This window comes from Thermostichus sp. MS-CIW-23, from assembly GCF_054059455.1.
The window spans coordinates 22790-42507 of the sequence record NZ_JBSSCC010000008.1 but is presented as its reverse complement, the minus strand read 5'-3'; the positions used below and the strand labels follow the sequence as shown (position 1 = coordinate 42507).

Here is a 19718-nt window from a genome sequence, read left to right as displayed (position 1 = left end):
GTTCTGAAAAGCCTGAAATGAAATCTATTTGTAAGCTAACTGTTTGAGACTAAAAATTAGGTAGGGATCCCGCTACGGCCTGCTTCGGTTTCCCGGTAGGATGGCTAGGGTTCAGGAGAAGAGCTAGAGCGTACCTGTAGTCTAGGGTGTTGTGGTGGACAAAGGGGCAGACTTTAGCAGGGTTTAAGGACTTGGAGGAGTGGGATCCCGATGGCAACAAGTAGCAGCATGGTGAATCGTGGCGTGTTGGCCACAGTGCTGGCCGGGGTAGGACTCAGCCTATGGGGGGCTTGGCGTTGGCTGTGGGATCCCTCGGCTTGGAGCCAGGTGGTGGCCGGGCTGCTGCTCAGCTTGGGAACGTTGCTGTACTGGCTGAAAACCCGCCCCGCTGACCAGCTGGTGGTGGAACCCAAGGGCTGGGGCATAGGCCGCAACACCTTGGAGCACTGGGTTATCCAGGCGGAGTTCGTGGCCCGCAACCTCAACCCCCTCTTTGAGGTCACCTTGGCCCAGGTGCAGCCGCGACTGCATTTGCTCAGCGCCGGATCCCTAGAAGGCATTGACACCCGCCTACGCCTGCGCTCTCGCCATCCGGATCTTCCCCCCCGGCAAGACAACTACTGGCAGGCTTATATCCTCACCCCCCAGAGCCAGACTGGCCTAGAAGTCGAGATCGAGCTGAAGGGGAAAGGGCTAGCGGATCTGCGCTCGGCCTGGCTCCAGCTGGACTACATCCAGTACGGGCGGCAGCGGCGCACCCTCAAGACCAGCCATCTCATCCTGCCGTTGCAAGAGGTGGATCCCTTGCCGGAGCTGAACTGGCAGCAGCAGGGATCCCTCCTTTGGGCCGCCGTTCCCACCCATCTGCTGACCCCCAGCGATGACTTGGCCGAGGTGCTGCAGCGGTACGTGAGCCCTCACGTCCAGCCTGGGGATGTGGTGGCTATTTCCGAGAGTGCCGTGGCCATTGTGCAGGGCAACTTTCGCCATCCTCTCCAAGTCCAACCCGGCTGGCTGGCACGCACCCTGTGCTACTTCTTCCCCTCCAAGACCAGTCTTTCAAGCTGCTACGGGATGCAGACTTTGATCGACTGCTCCGGGGCCTGGCGGGTGGTGTGGGCTTTTGTGGTGGGATCCCTGGCCAAACTGCTGGGGATCCCGGGGGTCTTTTATGCCCTGGCGGGGGAGCAGGCCGATCTCATCGACGACGTTACTGGCACCCTGCCTCCCTATGACCAGTTCATCGTGCTGGGGCCGCGGGATCCGGCCAAGTTGGTGGGGGATCTGCATCGGCAGACGGGCTACGAAGTGGCCATCGTGGATGCCAACGATCTGGGGCAGGTCAAGATCCTGGCAGCCAGCCCCGGCGTAGAGCGGGAGCTGGTGGAGCAAGCCCTGGGCAAGAACCCCGCCGGCAATGCCGCTGAACAAACCCCCCTTGTGCTGATCAGGAAGATGACACCTGACTGAGGCTCTGCTGGGATCCGAGGGCTTGCATCGCCTGGTGAGTGGAGAGGAAGAAGCGCTCAGCGCCCACTTTCTCCACAAACCCAGCCTTTTGGAGGCGATCCATTACCGGCCCCTTCACCTCGGCCATGGCAAAGCCCACCCCTGCCTGCTGCAAACGTTCCACCAACTGGGTCAGCACTTCCAAAGCGCTGCCGTCGATGAAGTTGATGGCGCTGGCAACGAGCAGCACCTGCTCCACTGTGGGTCGCGCCGCCACCTCTCGCAGCAGATACTCCTGCAAGTAGGCTGCGTTGGCAAAAAACAAGCTTTCATCCACCCGCACTGCCAAGATACGGGGATCGGTAATCACCTCATGGCGCTGCACGTTGCGGTAGTGCTCCGTACCGGGCACCTGACCCACGATGGCAATGTGAGGACGGCTAGCCCGCCAAAGAAAGAGCAGGATGGAGACTAACACCCCTATTCCGATCCCCTGCTCCACTCCGATCCCCAGCACACTGGCAAAGGTTACCAACCAAACCAGGGCATCGCCGCGGTCGTAGCGCCAGCTTTGCAGCAGGGGGTGAAAATCCACCAGTGCCAGCACTGCTACCAGAACGATGGCCGCCAGGGTGGTCTGGGGCAAGAAGGTGAACAGGGGCATCAGCCAGATGACCGTCAAAGCCACCAACAGGCCGGTGATCAGGGAAGCCAGGCCGCTGTTGGCTCCCGCTTGAAAGTTCACCACCGACCGGCTAATGCCGCCCGTTACCGGATAGCCGCCACTGCAGGCTGCTGCCAAGTTGGCTGCCCCCAAAGCCACCAGATCTTGGTTGGGATCCACCTTCTGCCGCCGCTGGCTGGCCAAGGACTGCCCCACGGCATAGCTCTCCGTGAAGCCCACCAAGCTGATGGCCAAGGCTGTGGGCAGAAGCGCTGTCCACTGCTCCCAGCTCAACTGGGGGAAGCTCAAAGGGGGCAGCCCGGGAGGAATGGAGCCAACAACGGATACCCCTGCCCTCTCCGAGAGGTTTAGGCCCCAGACCAACAGGCTGGTCACGAGCACAGCCGCTAGCGGTGCCCCCTTGGTCAAAATCAAGGCCCAACCTGGAGGCACACCCCAACGCCGCAGTTGGTGGGGCAACTTTCGCTGAGCGTACACCAGCAGGGATACGGCCAGCAGCCCTAGGCCAAAGGTTGCCCAGTTCACCTTGTCCAGGCTTTGCCACAGCCGCTGCACCAACAGCAAGAAGGACTCCGTATTGGCGATCTTGACCCCCAGGAGGTGGCGGAGCTGGCTGAAGCCGATGATCAAGGCCGCCGCGCTGCCAAAGGCAGTCACCACCGTGTGGCTTAAGAAATTGGCCAAAAACCCCAGCCGCAACAACCCCATGGCCCCCTGGACCAGACCCACCTCCAAGGCCAGCCCCAAAGCCAACTGTCCATACTCCGGGCTGCCCGGCAAGGACTCCGTCCCGCTGACGCGACCGGCCAGGGGCTCTAACCCTGCCGCCACCAACAGGGAGATGATGGCCACTGGCCCTACCGCCAAGGCGCGGCTGGATCCCAGTAGTCCATAGACGATCACCGGCAAAATACTGGCGTACAGGCCCACTTGGGGGGGCAACCCGGCCAACAGGGCATAGGCCATGCTCTGAGGCACCAGCAGAATAGCCACCACAAGGCCGGCGATCAGATCTCCCGGCAAATCTGATCGCTGATAGTGGAAGACCCAAAGGGACTCCTTAGCAAAGGGCAGGTACCGCGCCAGGATCCCTTGCCCCCCAGAGGAAGTAGAAGGGATCCCACTCATAGCGCCTGACCTCGGTTCCAGGGCATGCGAGCCAGCAACAGAGCCATGCCACAGGTGTTGGTGATCCCGGCAAACACCAGCCCGGCGCCCACGAAGCCACTCAGCAGCAGCCACCAGGGGTTGACAAAGGCCCCCAGAAGGGTTCCGGTGAGCACCAGGGATCCCGCTGCAATCTGCACCTGCCGCATGATGGAGATGGGCGCATTTTGGGTGCGGGTAACGGGCAGCTTGGCCGCTTTCCAAGCCTCGATCCCGCCCTTGAGGCTAATCACCTCCGGCCAGCCGCGGTCTAGCAACTGACAACCGGCGCGGATGGAGCGGCTGCCCATGCGGCAGTGCAACACCACCGGCTTTTCTGGCGTAGAGGCGGGCACTTTGGCCGGGTCAAAGGTAGATAGGGGCATGTTGATGGCCCCCGGGATCCGCTCATCGGCATATTCTCCCGGCTCCCGCACATCAATGAGCTGGACTCGCCCCTGATCCAGCCACTGTTTTAAGGTCAGGGCATCGATCTCCTTGAGACGGGGATCCCGTTCCTGAGAAGGCGTGGGGTTTTGCTGGGTTACGGTCATGGTTGTCTCCTTGCTTCTAGCGTTGTCTAAAATGCAAAATGCAGCGATTTTTGGGATTAATCCCCCTCCTCAAGCAAATGACTGGGCTCACCGGGGTAAAACCGGCTATCCAGGATTTGCTCTGAGGAATAAGGGCAGGTTTTGGGGAAAATCTTTCTGGGCAGCTTGGTCTCCTCCAGGGCCAGCTTCAGCGCTCCCAAGTAAGACTTGGAGATGGCCTCTGGCAAATAGGGCTTGAGACTTGGGCTTTCTTCAAGAAGCTCCAGAACTTCCTGCCGCTGCAGCTGGAGGGTGAGGAGCCAGCTTGCGGATCTCCCCTCTGGCTGGTACTCCCACTTGAGGAGATGCCCAACCAAAACTGCAAGTCGGTTTCGCAGTTCCTGCCGCTGTTGTCTGCCCAACGATTCAATCTCCTCGACTAAATTGGGCAGATCCAGCTTCTCCCAGGCCCGATCCCGCAGAAATTGAGCTTGTTGCTGGATCCAAGCGTAGAAATCGCTCTCATAGAGACTTTCTCGATCCACGCTCAAACTCTCCATTTCTGGCAAGCCAATTGAGAGAAGGTTACCCAGAGCAGCGGGCCCTCACCATCGGAGTTTCACATGGGCTCCCCAGCCGGCGGGGGCTTACCCTGCACCTCACTGCCCAGAAGGAATTAAACCGCTGCTGCCACTTGGCCGCACTGCTCGTTGGCCGGCACCGCTTCCTGGATCTTCTTGGGCTGGGGCAGGTTGAGGCTGTTCATCAGGGCAATGAAGCTCTCACGGGAACGCAGGTTGCCCGTTTCCGGATCCACAAAGCGCGGGTTCCAGCGCTTCTCCTCGCCAATGGTGGAGACGGTGTGCCCGCGATAGTCGTGGCCAGGATAGACCAGCGTCTCATCGGGCAGCGTAAACAAGTGCTGGGTAACATGGTCGTACATCAGGCCGGGATCCCCGCTTTGGAAATCCGTGCGCCCACAGCCGCGGATCAGCAGGGCATCTCCGGTAAGGACGCGATCCCCATTCACGCGGTAGGTCATGTGGCTGTCGGTGTGGCCCAGGGTAGCGATGGCTTCAATGACGACGGATCCCACTTGCAGCGTTTCCCCATGACCGATGAAACGATCTGCACATTGAGCCTTGGCCTGTACTGGCACCACCCCTTGGCAACCGGTCAGTTCCCGCAGCTTCCCGGTTCCCGTGATGTGATCCGCGTGAACGTGGGTTTCCAGGCAGTACTTCAAGGTTAGACCCAATTCCCGAATCAACTTCAAATCCCGCTCCACCTGCTCCAGTACCGGATCCACCAGGGCGGCCTCGCGAGTTGCCGGATCCGCGATTAAATAGGTGTAGGTGCTTGTTTCTGCGTCGAACAGTTGGCGAAATAGCATAGTGCCCTCCTGTCTGGTATCGAAAGTCCGACGTGAACTTGGACTTTCTAGGAACACTATATAACTATCTAGTGTTAAAATCAAGTTGACGAACGGCGCAAGCAGGTTTGTTGATGGGAGAAAGCCGGTGAGCAGAGCGGATGTGAATGAGTGTCGCACAATCCTGACGCCGCAGGTTCTCGACAGCGTGGCAGAGTACTTCAAGGTTTTGGCGGAACCCAACCGCCTGCAGATCCTGTGTCAGTTGCGCTCGGGGCCCAAGAACGTCACCCAAGTCTTGGAAGCTACGGGTATGGGCCAGGCCAATGTTTCCAAGCACCTCAAGATCCTGACCCAGGCAGGGATCGTCAGCCGTCAGCCCAAGGGGGTGAGTGTTTATTACCAAATTGCGGATCCCATGTGCTTTGAGCTGTTTGAAATGGTATGTCGGCAGTTGGTGAGTCGGCTACAACAGCAAGCCCGCCAACTGGAGCCGCTGGCAGCCATTCACCCAGGTCAACCGAGCTGAGGCGGAAAGGGTTCTCAAACGGGTTGGGGTTGTCGGGAGCACCCGATGATTAGTCCAGCCCCAGCCGCCGACGAAAGTAAGGGATGGTCTGTTGCAGCCCAACTTGCAGCGGGATCCGAGGCTCCCAACCCAAGAGGGCACGGGCTTTGCGAATGTCGGGCCGCCGCTGCTTGGGATCGTCCGTCGGCAGAGGCCGGTAAACGATGGGAGAAGGGCTGCCGGTGAGGGCGAGCACCTGCTGGGCCAGCTCCAGGATCGTGAACTCCTCTGGGTTGCCCAAGTTAAAGGGTCCGGGGTAGGGGCTGTTCATCAGCCGGATCAAGCCTTCCACCAGGTCGGAGATGTAGCAAAAGCTGCGGGTCTGGGATCCATCCCCATAGACCGTCAGGGGATCCCCGCGCAGGGCCTGGACGATAAAGTTGCTCACCACGCGGCCATCGTCCTCCCGCATGGCGGGGCCGTAGGTGTTGAAGATGCGGGCCACCCGGATCTCCGTTTGGTATTGCCGCTGCCAGTCGAAGGTGAGGGTTTCCGCCAAGCGCTTGGATTCGTCGTAGCAGGCCCGCGGGCCGATGGGGTTGACGTGGCCCCAGTAGTCTTCCGGTTGGGGATGCACTTGGGGATCCCCGTACACTTCTGAAGTCGAGGCCAGCAGGAACCTCGCTCCCGTTTTCTGGGCCAGTTGCAGCAGGTGGTAGGTGCCCCAGAGGCTGGTGCGGATGGTGCGGATGGGATCCGCTTGGTAGTGGGGGGGAGAAGCGGGGCAGGCCAGGTGGTAGATCTGCTGGATCCCGGCCTCTTCCAAAGCGGGCGGCAAGGGATCCGCCACGTCGTGCCAGATGAGCTGAAAGGCGGGGTTGTCCAGATGGGCCTGGACATTGAGCTGCCGGCCTGTGGAGCCATTGTCCAGGCAAATGACCCAGTGGCCTTCTTGCAGAAGGCGGGTTACCAAGTGGGATCCGATAAATCCCAGGCCACCCGTAACCAGGATCTTCATGATTTCCCCTGATTTCCCCAGCACCTACCAGCCCACTCCAATGAGGGTTATGCCCGCCTGCCGCACCGCCTCCCGATCCAGACAGTTACGGCCATCGATGAGCAAGGGCCGCCGCATCAGCTCTGCAATCCGTCGGTAATCCAGCGACAAAAACTCCGGCCACTCCGTCACCAACACCAGGGCATCGCAATCTTGGGCCAGGCGAAACACATCCGTTTCCACCACCACATGGGCTAGCCCCTCCCGCATCCCCGAAGCGGATACAATTGGATCATATGCCTTGACCTTGGCCCCCAGACGGTGGAGTTGTTCGATCAAAGTCAGGGAAGGGGCATCCCGCAGGTCGTCGGTGTGGGGTTTAAACGTGAGGCCCAAAAGGCCAACGGTTTTACCCTTGAGCACCTTGAGGGCCTGCTGCAGCTTTTCCACCAGGCGCTGCCGCTGTTCTCGGTTAACCTCCACCGTGGCCTGCAACAGCTTGGCCTCATAGCCGTAGTCAGCAGCGGTTTGGATAAGAGCCGCCAGATCTTTGGGGAAGCAGCTTCCGCCCCACCCTATGCCGGCGTTGAGAAAGGCGCGGCCAATGCGCCTATCTAGGCCGATCCCTTCCGCCACCTGGGTGATGTCGGCACCGGTGCGCTCGCAGATGTTGGCCATTTCGTTGATAAAGCTAATCTTGGTGGCCAGGAAGGCGTTGGCGGCATACTTGATCATTTCGGCAGAAGCCAGGTCGGTCACCAGCAAAGGCACGGGATCCCCTTGCAGGCCCTGCTGGCGGTTGAGGATGGGTTTGTAAAGCTGCCGCATGATTTCAATGGCGCGGGGGCTGTTGGAGCCAATCACAATGCGATCCGGGTAGAAGGTATCTTGGATGGCACTGCCCTCCCGTAGGAACTCGGGGTTGCTCACCACGTCAAACTGCGGCGTCCAAGGGGAGAGCTCTAAGGTGAGAGATCTGGCCTCAGGATCCCTCCCCACTTCCCGGCTGCTCAGCCGCTGCTTGGCGGCTTCGGCGGCCCCGTCCAAAATGAGCATGCGCACCCAGTCCCCAGAGCCAATGGGCACAGTGGATTTGTTGACAATGACTCGATAGTGCTCGTCCAGATGCTGGCCAATTTCCCGCGCCACTGCTTCCACGTAGCGCAGATCGGGATCCCCGCTGGGCAGGGCCGGGGTGCCCACGGCAATAAACACCACCTCGCTGGCCTGGATCCCAAGGCCCAGATCGGTGCTAAAGTGCAGCCGACCCGCCGCAGTTCCCTCCCGCACCAGCTCTTCCAGGCCGGGCTCGTAGATGGGCAGGCGACCCCGCTGCAGCCCTTCAATCTTGGCGGAGTTGTTGTCCACACAGATAACGCTATTTCCTAGGTGAGCCAGGCAAGCCCCTGTTACCAGGCCCACATAGCCAGCGCCTACCACAGCAACGTGCATACTCAGAGTTCGCTCCCCAATCGGCGGCCACTTGACTAAGCCTTAGCAGCTTGCTTTTAGGGTACCCTCCCTTACCCCCATTGAGGTCGGTGGCAGAATAAAGCAGGACATCTGCGGATCCCCGCCCGAGCTGCAGTGAGCTTTCTGGATTCTGCTGCCATAGCCAGCCGCCGTCAGCGCCAAGTGCAGAGGGTGCTGTACGTCACGCTAGGGCTAAATGTCCTGGTGTTTCTGATCAAGTTAGTCCTGGGGCTGACGACGGGATCCCTAAGCCTAATTGCCGATGCCCTGCACAGCTCCACCGACAGCGCCAGCAACATTTTGGGCTTGGTGGCCGTGCGCTTTTCTTCGCCAGAGCCCGATGACGACCATCCCTACGGCCATCGCAAGTTTGAAGCCATTGGAGCGCTGGGGATCGCTGCCTTTTTGGGGATGGCCAGCCTGGAAATCTTGCGCACAGCCGTGGAGCGGTTTTGGGAGCCCCAGCCCCACCTGCAGATTGACGAGCTAACCTTGGGGGTGATGGTGGGGGTGTTGGGCATTAACGTCTTTGTCACCCTCTACGAGCACCGCTGGGGCAAAGCTCTGTCCAGCTCGCTGCTGTTGGCCGATGCGCGCCATACCCTCAGCGACGTTGGGGTGACGCTGACAGTGTTGCTGGGGTTGGCCGGCATGCATTATTGGGGGATCCCTTGGTTGGATCAAGCCCTGGCTTTGCCGGTGGCGCTGCTGGTGCTCCGAAGCGGCTGGGAAGTGCTGCAGGAGTATCTTCCCTACCTCACCGACCGGGTGGCGATCCCCTCTGAGGCCCTGCGGGATCTGATCCTGAGCGTGCCAGGCGTGCTCGACTGCCATGACATCACTTCCCGCGGGATCCCAGGGGAAATGGTCTTTATCGAGATGCACCTGGTGGTGGAGCCACAGGACATTGAGTCCGCCCACCGCCTCACTGAGGAAGTCGAACACCTCCTGCAAGGGCGCTACGGGCCGGCGCGGATCCTCATCCACCTGGAGCCTCGCTCCCATATCGAGCAACCCTAGCAGGAGCTCGCCACCTGCCAACAGATAGCCTAGCCAAACCTTAGGGATCCTGATGTTTCCAAAAGAACACCAAAACGGTATCAACGCCTCTGCGAGCGTCCCTCAAAATCTCGGAAAAGCCCATTCTTTCGTCGGATCCCTCGACGCCTTGTGCCACAAGGCTTTCCGGCCCCAAAACCCCCTCGCCGAAACTCTTTTTGCCCCCTTTTTTCCGGATCCCTCGCAAACGGGTCTTGCATCCCTTGCCCTGCTTGGCTTTAATAGGGGTGGAGTTCCCCCTTCGGGGGGATCCCTAGAAATTGGAAACAAGAACGCAAACAAGGGACACGTATGTCCAAAAGGGGGGTTCCCCCTTCGGGGGGATCCCTAGAAATTGGAAACACTTGATCTCCTTCTCGGTCCAACCAGCGGCTGTGAAGTCTTGTTCCCCCTTCGGGGGGATCCCTAGAAATTGGAAACTGTCGATTTAGCGTTGACCTAGGTAAAGCTGATTACTGGTGTTCCCCCTTCGGGGGGATCCCTAGAAATTGGAAACCAGTCCGGCTTTTCGTTAGTCAGTGAAAATAGAAATGTTCCCCCTTCGGGGGGATCCCTAGAAATTGGAAACAGTACCCCTCTGCTACCAACAACTCTTGTTGGTAGGGTACGTGGTTCCCCCTTCGGGGGGATCCCTAGAAATTGGAAACGGTTGTGAATATAAGGTGGAACCGCGCCCTCTTATAGTTCCCCCTTCGGGGGGATCCCTAGAAATTGGAAACTTGGTGCTCCCACGTCTTGAGAGTTCCTTTGGATGTGAGTAAAGTTCCCCCTTCGGGGGGATCCCTAGAAATTGGAAACCAGCTTTTCCTCAACGATCCAAGTGCCATACTTTGGCGTTCCCCCTTCGGGGGGATCCCTAGAAATTGGAAACGTGCCTTATTGGCACCGTTCGATTGTACGTCTTGCAGTTCCCCCTTCGGGGGGATCCCTAGAAATTGGAAACAACGCAGGCCACTGCCCAGGATGGGCATGGGACATTTTCAAAGTTCCCCCTTCGGGGGGATCCCTAGAAATTGGAAACTGTTGGAATCAGGTTAGTTTATTGCACAGGACTTAGCCCGTTCCCCCTTCGGGGGGATCCCTAGAAATTGGAAACTTTGTAGTGTGGTAGATAACAGTACTGTATCGTTCCACGGTTCCCCCTTCGGGGGGATCCCTAGAAATTGGAAACAGGAAAGTTGTACGCCACCATCGCGACGAGCACGGGGTTCCCCCTTCGGGGGGATCCCTAGAAATTGGAAACAGTCTTTTTCCGAGCTGTCACGAGCCCATAAATGGCGTTCCCCCTTCGGGGGGATCCCTAGAAATTGGAAACAGTATCGTCTTCCGGTTTATAGAGAGATTCAGGGGATGTGTTCCCCCTTCGGGGGGATCCCTAGAAATTGGAAACAGAGGTCGTGAAAGCGGCCATTCGGGAGTCGGTGCTCCGGGTTCCCCCTTCGGGGGGATCCCTAGAAATTGGAAACTCTACCATTCCCGATAGCTTTGAGCTGGAAGGCAAGACCGTTCCCCCTTCGGGGGGATCCCTAGAAATTGGAAACGTGGAAGACGATCTCTTCTATACAGAAGAGTAATGTAAGTTCCCCCTTCGGGGGGATCCCTAGAAATTGGAAACCGTAAAGGGAGGTACACATGGCGAAATATACCAAAGAGGTTCCCCCTTCGGGGGGATCCCTAGAAATTGGAAACGTCGACCTTGAGATCTTCCGTCACGATAACTTGAAGTTCCCCCTTCGGGGGGATCCCTAGAAATTGGAAACGGACTAGATGGTGCTACCTGCTACTGCCCATGAAGGGATGTGTTCCCCCTTCGGGGGGATCCCTAGAAATTGGAAACACCGTGGTAATAGACCTGAATCTTCGCCTTAAACCCTGGAGTTCCCCCTTCGGGGGGATCCCTAGAAATTGGAAACATCTAGGCTATACCTATATGGCTAGCCCGTCTCTGGTTCCCCCTTCGGGGGGATCCCTAGAAATTGGAAACCTGGGTATATTGGACAACACTGTAGTTGCAGTGGCGAGTGTTCCCCCTTCGGGGGGATCCCTAGAAATTGGAAACTTGATCTTGGTACAAACGGATGACTAGGAAGTCATGCAGTTCCCCCTTCGGGGGGATCCCTAGAAATTGGAAACCCAATTTCTTTGACCACCAAGCGAGGTGGCCCGTAGAAGTTCCCCCTTCGGGGGGATCCCTAGAAATTGGAAACGAGATTAGTGGCGACTATTGCAGCCCAAGATCTTCTCGTTCCCCCTTCGGGGGGATCCCTAGAAATTGGAAACGTATACTTGGCGTCTAAGTCACTGAGGTTCTTCGAGGTTCCCCCTTCGGGGGGATCCCTAGAAATTGGAAACCCCATCAAACTCTGCGGAACCGACGGTCACTATGTAGTGTTCCCCCTTCGGGGGGATCCCTAGAAATTGGAAACGTGAAGGGGCTTTCTGCCTCGATCTCGATGTTCTGGGGGTTCCCCCTTCGGGGGGATCCCTAGAAATTGGAAACTGTGTGGTAACCCAAAAGCACCGAGCTGTATACACGGATCCGCGTTCCCCCTTCGGGGGGATCCCTAGAAATTGGAAACCCCACGGGATCCCAGACAGCCCGGAGAAGCGCTGTGGCCAGGTTCCCCCTTCGGGGGGATCCCTAGAAATTGGAAACTTCTTGTACGTGCCTCCCCGGCGCAGGACGCCGTTCAGTTCCCTCTTCGGGGGGATCCCTAGAAATTGGAAAAGAAATTGGAAAAGAAATTGGAAGCGAACTGAAGCTGGGCCTGGTTATCAGGCGGGCAGCGAAAGCAACGGCTGAAACGCTCCAGAAATCGGCCTGCTGGCTGGGGAAAGTCTGGGAAAGTGAGGTCTGGATCCCCGGCAGCCACCGCTGCCCAAAAGTAGCGCAATTGTGGGGCCAAGGCTTGTGCCTGTTCCAAAGGCAAATTCAGCGGTGCGGAGGTTAAAAACTTAACCACCGCTGGTTCGCTGCGCTGGGCCATCCACTCCCGGGAGAACGCTTGCAAATCGGGCCAATCGGGCAGGGATCCCACCCGGTAGCTCTGGATATGGACTTGGATTCCGGTCTCTCGATCCGACCGGATCTCGACAAGGCGGTAGGGGTGAGGAAAGCTGACCAAAGAGCCGGTGGTAATGTCGTAAACCCCCCCTCGTCGGGCGATGTGCTGGATGTGCAGATGTCCGGTGAACACCAGTTGCACCCCATAAGCTTGCAGCAGCCGCCGCAACTGAGAGGCATTCTCCAGCATGTAGCGACGCCCCCAGGGATGGAGAGACTGGCCGCGCAGATGCTCGACCACATTATGGTGCACCATCAGCAGCACCAGCTCTTCCTCGGCTGCCGCCAATTCTTTCTCCAGCCAGGTCAGTTGTTCTGGGGTTAGACACCCCACCAATTGACCCTGAGCATCAAAATGGTTGGAATTGAGGCCGATCAAACGGATCCCTGGCCGCAGAACCCGGCTGTAATCCAAAGACTGCCCATCCTCGTAGCCAAAAGCTCGGTAGTAGCGGGGAAAATCCGCCAAACCAATGGAGCGCCCGCTGGCCTCGGGCTGGGGCACATCGTGGTTGCCGGGCACCACAAAAGCCGGAAAGGGCAGTCGAGCCAGCCGCTCTGCCAGCCATGCATGGTTTTCCGGCTCCCCATGCTGGGTCAGATCCCCCGGCAACAGCAGAAAATCCAGAGGCAACTGCACCAGATGCTGCAAAACCTGTTCCAGAGCCGGGATGCTCACCTCTACCAGGTGAAATCGGCTGGGGTGATCCCAAAGGGTGGAAGGGAGGGCGACGTGGGGATCGCTCACCACAGCAAAGCGGATCTGCACGGATTACTCCCCTTGACAACAGCAAGCAGATAGAGCCTTCGGCCCACCGGGGGGACAAGCGCTTCTGCTATTCTGGCATCCATCACGGGATCCCGATTATCTCAGGAGCACAGCATGGTGGCCCAGGTGATTACCATCGATCACCCTCTGGTGCAGCACAAGCTCAGCCTCATGCGCCGTGTTGAAACTACAACCGCCGACTTCCGAGCGCTGATGCGGGAGATCAGCCTCTTGATGGCCTACGAGGTGACCCGCGATCTGCCCCTCAAGCTACAGCCCATTCAAACCCCGATGGCCCCAATGTTGGCGCCGATGTTGGCGGCAGAGAAAAAGTTGGTGCTTGTCTCCATCCTGCGGGCCGGCCAAGGGCTCCTCGACGGCATGCTGGAGCTGATCCCATCAGCACGGGTGGGGCATATCGGCCTATATCGGGATCCCCATACCCTGATCCCCATCGAGTACTACTTCAAGGTGCCCACCGATATCGAAGATCGTGAGGTGCTGGTGGTGGATCCAATGTTGGCCACCGGCCATTCGGCAGCAGCGGCTGTAGCGCGCCTACGCCAAACCCGACCCCAGTCGATCCGCTTCATCTGCCTGGTGGCCGCCCCAGAAGGGATCCGGTATTTCCACGAACAGAACCCAGATGTGCCAATCTATACCGCTGCTGTAGACGATGGCCTAGACGAGCACGGCTACATCCTCCCCGGCCTAGGAGATGCAGGGGATCGCCTGTTCGGCACCCGCTGATGGGAGAGCATGACTCTAGTCAATGATAAGCTCAACTATACTGAAAATAATGTATAATATGTTCAGTACGGATTACTACCAGTTGATCTTTCTGTTTACTTTCGAGTCTGCCAACATGGTAGCCAAAGCAAAGCAGAAAATTGGTAGTAAGACGACACGGAAACTGCGCTTTGGGTATTCTACTCAAAGCTTTGCGGGATACCGCCATTCTGTTTGGAAACAAACAGAATGCTATCGCTGCATAGTTGAACAGTGATGTTCAGCAGTGTTCAGCGTAAATGTATCAGTGCCATGCCTACAGCACCCTATGTTGCTGCGCCACACTGAACGGGAACCGCACCGCTGTCGCGATTAGGAAGTTGGGTTGGGCGCCAACAACTGTTCCCCCCTCAACATGCGGGCAGCAGCGCTGAGCAGCTCCTCTTCCAGATAGGGCTTGGTGAAGTAGGCAGTTGCTCCCAGCTCCCGTGCTGTTTGCCGGTGCCGTTCTGCCCCCCGCGAGGTGAGCATGGCAACCGGGAGATGCTTGAAGTTGCTGTCTTCCCGCAGGCGGGTGAGCAGTTCTAGGCCGTCCATCCGCGGCATCTCGATGTCGCAGAAGATGAGGTCGCAGGGCAGGCCGCCGCGCAGCTTTTCCCAGGCATCCTGGCCATCCCGCGCCTGTTCCACCCGGTAGCCCACCTTCTGGAAAGACATCGAGAGCAGCTCCCGAACGGTGATCGAGTCGTCCACGATCAACACGGTGGTCTGGCGCACCTCTTCTGGGGTTGGCTCCTCATCCCGGTGATCCAGCCAGAAGCGGTTGAGATCCCGACGGCGACCGTGGGCTATGTCCACCAGCTCGATGATGTCGGCAATCGGCAGGACCCGCCCGTTCCCCAACACCGTTGCCCCAGAAATGCCCAGTGGCTTGGGCACAGGCCCGCGCAGTTGCTTGATCACGATTTCCTGCTCTTCCACGAAGCTGTCCACCTGCAGGGCAACATACTGGCCGGCACTTTGCAGGATGACAATGGGAATAATGCCCTCATCCTGGGTGATGCTGTACACCTCGGAACGGCTGCGGCTGTGGCTGCGGCTGTAGGCCAGCAGATTTGAGAGGGGCTGGAAGTGAAGACGCTGATCCCGCCAGAGAATCGAGGGCCGCCCCTGCTCATCCGGCTGAACTTCGTCGGCAGGAACATCCAGCATCTCCTCCACGCCATCCAGGGGGAAGGCGATCAGGGCTTTGTCGCTGACACACACCATGGCCTTGGAAATGCTCAGGGTGAGGGGGAGGCGGATGGTAAAGGTGGTTCCTTTGCCCCGCGCAGAATCCACTTGAATGCTGCCGCGCAGATCGGTGATGTTGCGGCGCACCACATCCAAGCCAACCCCCCGCCCGGCCAGATCGTCCACCTCGCTGGCCTCGCGAACGCTGAAGCCAGGGTGGAAGAGAACGTTGAACACTTCGTCTTCGTCGGCTTGCTCCGACAGCAGCCCCAGCCTTTGGGCCTTGGCCTTGACCTTCTCCACCGGGATCCCGGCGCCATCGTCCGAGACGATGATGATGGTTTGGTTGCCCTGATAGAAGGCCTTGACGGTGATCTTGCCCTCAGGGGGCTTGCCCGCCCGCCGCCGCTCCTCAGGGGTCTCGATCCCATGTACCAGGGCGTTGTTCACCAGGTGGGTCATGGGGTCATAGAGCTCCTCCAGGATGGCCTTGTCGATGAGCGTGTCACGGCCTTCCACCACCAGGCTGGCCTGCTTGCCCGTTTTGATGGAGAGATCCCGAATGGCGCGGGGCAACCGATCGGCAACTTGCGAGAAGGGCACCATGCGCGCCCGGTTCAGGCCCTCTTGCAGTTGGGTGGTTACCTGCCGGAATTGGCGGGTAATCTGCTCTGCCTCATCCACGGCAAACTCGATGTCGGAGGAGGACTCGCGCACCCGCACGATGAGCTCAATGATCTCCTGGGCCAGAGCGTGGAAGGCCGTAAACTGGTCCATCTCCAGCTTGTCGAACTCTTGGCCGGAGGAATGGCCGCGCCTGCCTCGGGTGGATCCCTCCCCATTTCGACCGAAGCCCACCGTCACCGTGCCGCCATAGGCTGAGCTGCTGCGGCTGGAGAACAAAGCCGATTCCAGCAAGGAGCGGTCATACTGATCCCGCATGCGCTGGCCCAGATCCCCTAGCTGTTGCACACGGCCCAACAGGCCATCCAGAAACTGGCGCAGACGGGTTTGGTTTTGCTCCATGCTGTTGCGGATGACCACCAACTCTCCCACCAGGTTGTTGATGGAGTCGAGGTGGCGCACCTCCACCCGCATCACAGGGTTGCTGAGGGCAGCAGTTCGCCGTGAAGTCGGCCCAGTTGCCGCCGGGGCAGCTGCTGCTGGGGTGGGGGTTGCTGGAGCAGCAGCGGCAATTGGCGGCGAAGGTGCTGGCGCCGCAGCAGGTGCTTGGGCAGGAACCTCGAGATCGCCCAGGAGCGATTCCAGCTGGGCTGCAAAGTCGTCAGCAGCCTCGCCGCTCGCGGCTGCAGGGGATCCCACAAGGGGGGCGATAGCCTTTTCTAGCTCAGGGGTTACCGCCGGCTCGGCAGCGTCGAAGAGGGCGGCCAAATCGTCCAAACGGGGAGCCGGAGCAGCTTCCAGCGCCTCTTCCTCTGGGGTCTCGGCCTCGCCAACAGGAACGGCTAAGGATTCATCCTCTGCAAACAGGCTGGCCAACTGGCTTTCCAGATCGTCCTCCGCAGGCTGGAGGGCATTTTCTTCCTCCAGTGCGGCAACCGGCGGCTCTGGCTCAGACACGGGCACTTCCGCCAGGCTGCTCGCTTGCAAAGCTTCTGTGTCCTCCAGGAAGGTGGCAAAATCCAAGGGGGTCTCTTCCTGGAGCGCTTCCCCTTCTGCAAAGAACTGGCTCAACTCATCCAGATCCACCTGGCTGTCGCTATCCATGGCCGAGAGGGATCCCCTGGCCCCCAGGCTCAGTTCTTCTGGGTCGGATTCCTGGGTGAATAGGGCATCGAGACGGTCGAAGGAGAGCTCGGGGGAAGGGGCGACTGCCTCCTCAGCCGTGGGTTGCAGGTCTGCGAAAGACTCCTCCTGGACCGGGAACAGCTCCTCCAGAAGCGCCCACTCCTGGGCTTCTGCTGTGTCCCCAGCTGCTGATTGGGTCAGGGGGATGGAGTCCCCATCGGACGCCTCCTCGAGGGTCTCGCCGGCGAAGAGATCCCCTAGGCTCAGCTCGGCTCCGAAGTCTGGAATTGGCGATTCCCTCGGCTCGTTGGCCATGTCGGGCGACGTGGGGAAGGGTTCGCCGATAAAGAGATCCCCCAGTTGCTCAGCTTCGGCAGCATCAGCCTCAGCGATGTCCAGGGATGGGCCAAAAGAGGGATCCAAAAATACGGAAGGTTCACTTGCTTCCGGCATCGACCAAGCCGGATCGGCTTCTGCCGCAGGGGTGGAAAAAAAGCTCTCCAGGCTGTCTTCGGCAGTATCAAAGGCAGCAGAGTCGGCGAACTCTGAGGATCCCACCTCGTCGGATCCCGACTCTGCCAGATAATCTGCTGGGATGGAAAAATCCTCCGGCTGGATGTCTGCGGGAAATTCAGCCCAGAGATCTGCTGCGATTTCCCTGTCCTCAAGGGTCTCTTGAAGGGGTGGAGACGGCTCAGCCGCCCAAGGATCGGCCTCCGGCTCACCAGCGGGAACGGCCTCCAAGTCCGGAAGCTGAGACCCTTCTTGCCGGGAGGCGCTCTCTACGGGAAGTTCCTCAATCTCGAATAGCGCCTCTACCCCAGCACTTGCGGCTGCGTCTGGGACAAAGCCGGATCCCTCGCTCATGTCCGCAGCAGCGCTCCGGTCAGTCGGCTCCTGTCCAGCATCCCAGGCGAGCTCAGCAGAGACAAACCCCTCTGTCTCTTCACTCACCACTTCGGCAAACAGCTCCGCTAGATCTGCCTCGGCTCTCTCCTCGTCCAACCTTGGGCTCAGATCCTCAAAGGTCTGGGAGAGGGGCTCAGGAGAAGGAGGGATCAGCTCCGTTGGGAATTCTTCAATATCGGATAGCGCTTCTGCGTTGGCGAACAGCTCGTCAAAGGCCGAGGTGGCTTCTTCCTCCAGATCCAAGGGAGTGGCATAGAGCTCCGCTCCGCTAACGCGACCGAAGTCGTCCGCAACAGAGGCCAAGTCAGCTCCCTGCCCGTCCTCTTCTGGGCTTTCTGCCGGCACGGCAGCTGTCCTCCAGTCTTCCTCCCAAGCCGCTTCGGCTCGGATCCCTGGCCAACTCAGATCCAGATCCCCCTCTTCCGCGGGAGCAGATCGGTGCTCTGAATCTGTTCCCGCCAGCGGGACGGAGTCCTCAGCAGTGCCCACTTCCCATAGGGATGAGAGCTGTTCCGCCGCCAGATCTCCGCTTGCCTCTGCGCTCTCCTGCTCCGGCGACAGGGCAGCTCCGGGCTCATCCTCTTGAAAGGATGTCTCAGCGAGGGTTACCGCTTCCCAGCTCAGATCGGGGGTAGCGCCTTCCTCCGCAGGGATCCCAGCAGCCGCAGCCCAATCCTCTGGGGCACCCCCAGGTTCTGGGAATGACGGCTCTGCCTCAGACCCCCAAGCAAGGCCAAGGTCGAAGGGCTCAGGGACTTCTGGCTCTTCAGGGGCTGCCGGAACAGGGCGGAAAGCCAGCAGCTCAGCCGAGGGCTGAATGGTGTTTGCCGCTCCATTGGCCAGAGCCTGGTGGGCTTGCTTCAGATCTCGCAGCACCGGCAGGGCCAACTGCCGCAAATCCTGGCCGGGATCCGCCAAAATCTCGCCCACCAAGCGGGTCAAGTCTGTCCAGCCTCCCAGTTCCAGAGCCGAAGATTGCCCCAAATCCTGCAAAGATTGGGCCAGAGCTTGCAGAGCCGGTCGAGTGGCCGGGTCGTCAGGACGTTTGAACAGCTCCAGCATCTGGCGCAGCAGGGCCGGGATCTGCTGATGCACCACCACCTCAAGAGGATCCGGTGGGGCAGGGGGAGCGGCAGGGCGAGCCAATTGTTGCAGTTCTGAAGAAGGGGCAACCTGTTCGGCCTTGCCGTCTAGGATGAGCTGCTGTCCCTGCTTCAAATCCCGCAAGGCAACCAAAGCCAAAGTTCGCAGGTCGGCATCGGGGTTGCCCAGGGCTTGCTCGAAGGTTTCCGTCAACTGTTGCCAGCCCGCCAGATGATGAACTTGTCCGATCTCCTTGAGAACGGCATTCGCCGCTGCCAAGCGCTCTCGGACATCTGGCTGATCCCGTTGTTTAAACAGCTCCAGCATCTGGTGCAACTGCTGCGGCACCACCTCCGCCATGTCCTGCTGCAGGGTGCGAACCGCCGGCGGCGAGACGGGAGCTGAGACAGGGCCCTCGCCAAGAAGATTTTGAATGTGCCTTTCGGTCTCTTGAAAAACCGGCTCCAATTCCGCCAGGGTGGTGTTGCTGACTTCTTGGGTGAGGCCGCGGGGGCTCTGCAGCTCCTCCAACAACATCGAAAGCCCATCAAAAGCCCGCAGCAGCAGGGTTTCCAGGTGCTGGTCGACAGGCACTCCGCCTGGACGGGAGCGAAAGATGTTGAAAAAATCTTCCATGCGGTGGGCCGTCCGTTGGATGCTGGTGAGGCCCAGCATGGCAGCTCCCCCCTTGATGGAGTGAGCAGCTCGAAACAGCTCGTTGATCAGCTCGGGATCGCTCATGCTGTCCCGCAAGCTGAGGAGCACTTGTTCAATCGTTGCCAAGTGGTCGCGGGCTTCTTCGATGAAATAACTGAGGATCCGCTTTTGTGCTTCTTCATTCATGGCAGGAGGCCCTTCCTACAGCCCACAGGTATGCATCAGTAATAGCAGACCGGACAGATTGAGGCTCGCCTGAGCGAAGAGTCCGGCCAAAAGTCGGAACAGGGGGATCCCGGTGCC

At 59.3% G+C, this 19718-nt stretch carries 11 protein-coding genes, 1 pseudogene and 1 CRISPR repeat array; of the genes and pseudogenes, 4 read left to right on the top strand and 8 right to left on the bottom strand.

Features of this window, described 5'->3' with window-relative positions:
- Positions 1–210: 210 nt before the first annotated feature.
- Positions 211–1470, top strand: a complete 1260-nt coding sequence (locus tag ACVW0B_RS04615; RefSeq protein ID WP_457491062.1) for a hypothetical protein — start codon at positions 211–213, stop codon at positions 1468–1470.
- Here the strand turns inward: ACVW0B_RS04615 and ACVW0B_RS04610 are convergent.
- From ACVW0B_RS04610 to ACVW0B_RS04595, 4 genes are all read right to left on the bottom strand, one after another.
- Complete coding sequence (locus ACVW0B_RS04610; RefSeq protein WP_457491061.1) at positions 1448–3262, bottom strand: SulP family inorganic anion transporter; 1815 nt, start codon at positions 3260–3262, stop codon at positions 1448–1450. The two genes, ACVW0B_RS04615 and ACVW0B_RS04610, sit on opposite strands and share 23 nt — an antisense overlap.
- Positions 3259–3834: a rhodanese-like domain-containing protein gene (locus tag ACVW0B_RS04605; protein WP_457491060.1), complete on the bottom strand. Its 576-nt coding sequence runs from the start codon at positions 3832–3834 to the stop codon at positions 3259–3261. Before ACVW0B_RS04605 ends, ACVW0B_RS04610 begins: the two co-directional genes overlap by 4 nt.
- A gap of 56 nt (positions 3835–3890) precedes the next feature.
- Entirely contained in the window at positions 3891–4373 is a 483-nt protein-coding gene (locus ACVW0B_RS04600) for a DUF29 domain-containing protein (RefSeq protein ID WP_414352140.1), read from the bottom strand.
- 116 nt (positions 4374–4489) lie between these two features.
- Positions 4490–5206, bottom strand: coding sequence for an MBL fold metallo-hydrolase (locus tag ACVW0B_RS04595; protein WP_011433521.1), 717 nt, complete (start codon positions 5204–5206; stop codon positions 4490–4492).
- A 127-nt stretch (positions 5207–5333) separates the two neighbouring features.
- Between ACVW0B_RS04595 and ACVW0B_RS04590 the strand changes: the two genes are divergently transcribed.
- Positions 5334–5714 (top strand): ArsR/SmtB family transcription factor, encoded by a 381-nt coding sequence (locus tag ACVW0B_RS04590; RefSeq protein WP_457491059.1) that lies wholly within the window; start codon positions 5334–5336, stop codon positions 5712–5714.
- A 49-nt stretch (positions 5715–5763) separates the two neighbouring features.
- Here ACVW0B_RS04590 and ACVW0B_RS04585 read toward each other — a convergent pair whose 3' ends face one another.
- Positions 5764–6711 (bottom strand): UDP-glucuronic acid decarboxylase family protein, encoded by a 948-nt coding sequence (locus ACVW0B_RS04585; RefSeq protein ID WP_457491058.1) that lies wholly within the window; start codon positions 6709–6711, stop codon positions 5764–5766.
- A 24-nt stretch (positions 6712–6735) separates the two neighbouring features.
- Complete coding sequence (locus ACVW0B_RS04580; protein WP_457491057.1) at positions 6736–8142, bottom strand: UDP-glucose dehydrogenase family protein; 1407 nt, start codon at positions 8140–8142, stop codon at positions 6736–6738.
- Positions 8143–8277: 135 nt separating this feature from the next.
- Here ACVW0B_RS04580 and ACVW0B_RS04575 point away from each other — a divergent pair, with 135 nt between their 5' ends.
- On the top strand, positions 8278–9183 hold the full coding sequence (locus tag ACVW0B_RS04575; protein WP_457491056.1) for a cation diffusion facilitator family transporter: 906 nt from the start codon (positions 8278–8280) through the stop codon (positions 9181–9183).
- A gap of 271 nt (positions 9184–9454) precedes the next feature.
- Positions 9455–11951: a CRISPR direct-repeat array (repeat unit 36 nt; unit sequence GTTCCCCCTTCGGGGGGATCCCTAGAAATTGGAAAC).
- A 69-nt stretch (positions 11952–12020) separates the two neighbouring features.
- On the opposite strand, the pseudogene ACVW0B_RS04570 reads toward ACVW0B_RS04575, so the two are convergent.
- Positions 12021–13055, bottom strand: a pseudogene (locus ACVW0B_RS04570) (metallophosphoesterase family protein); the annotation flags it as partial.
- Positions 13056–13169: 114 nt separating this feature from the next.
- On the opposite strand from ACVW0B_RS04570, the gene upp reads away from it, so the two are divergent.
- On the top strand, positions 13170–13805 hold the full coding sequence (gene upp / locus ACVW0B_RS04565) for a uracil phosphoribosyltransferase (RefSeq protein WP_414329961.1): 636 nt from the start codon (positions 13170–13172) through the stop codon (positions 13803–13805).
- 351 nt (positions 13806–14156) lie between these two features.
- On the opposite strand, the gene ACVW0B_RS04560 is transcribed toward upp, so the two are convergent.
- On the bottom strand, positions 14157–19601 hold the full coding sequence (locus tag ACVW0B_RS04560) for a response regulator (protein ID WP_457491055.1): 5445 nt from the start codon (positions 19599–19601) through the stop codon (positions 14157–14159).
- Positions 19602–19718: the final 117 nt, after the last annotated feature.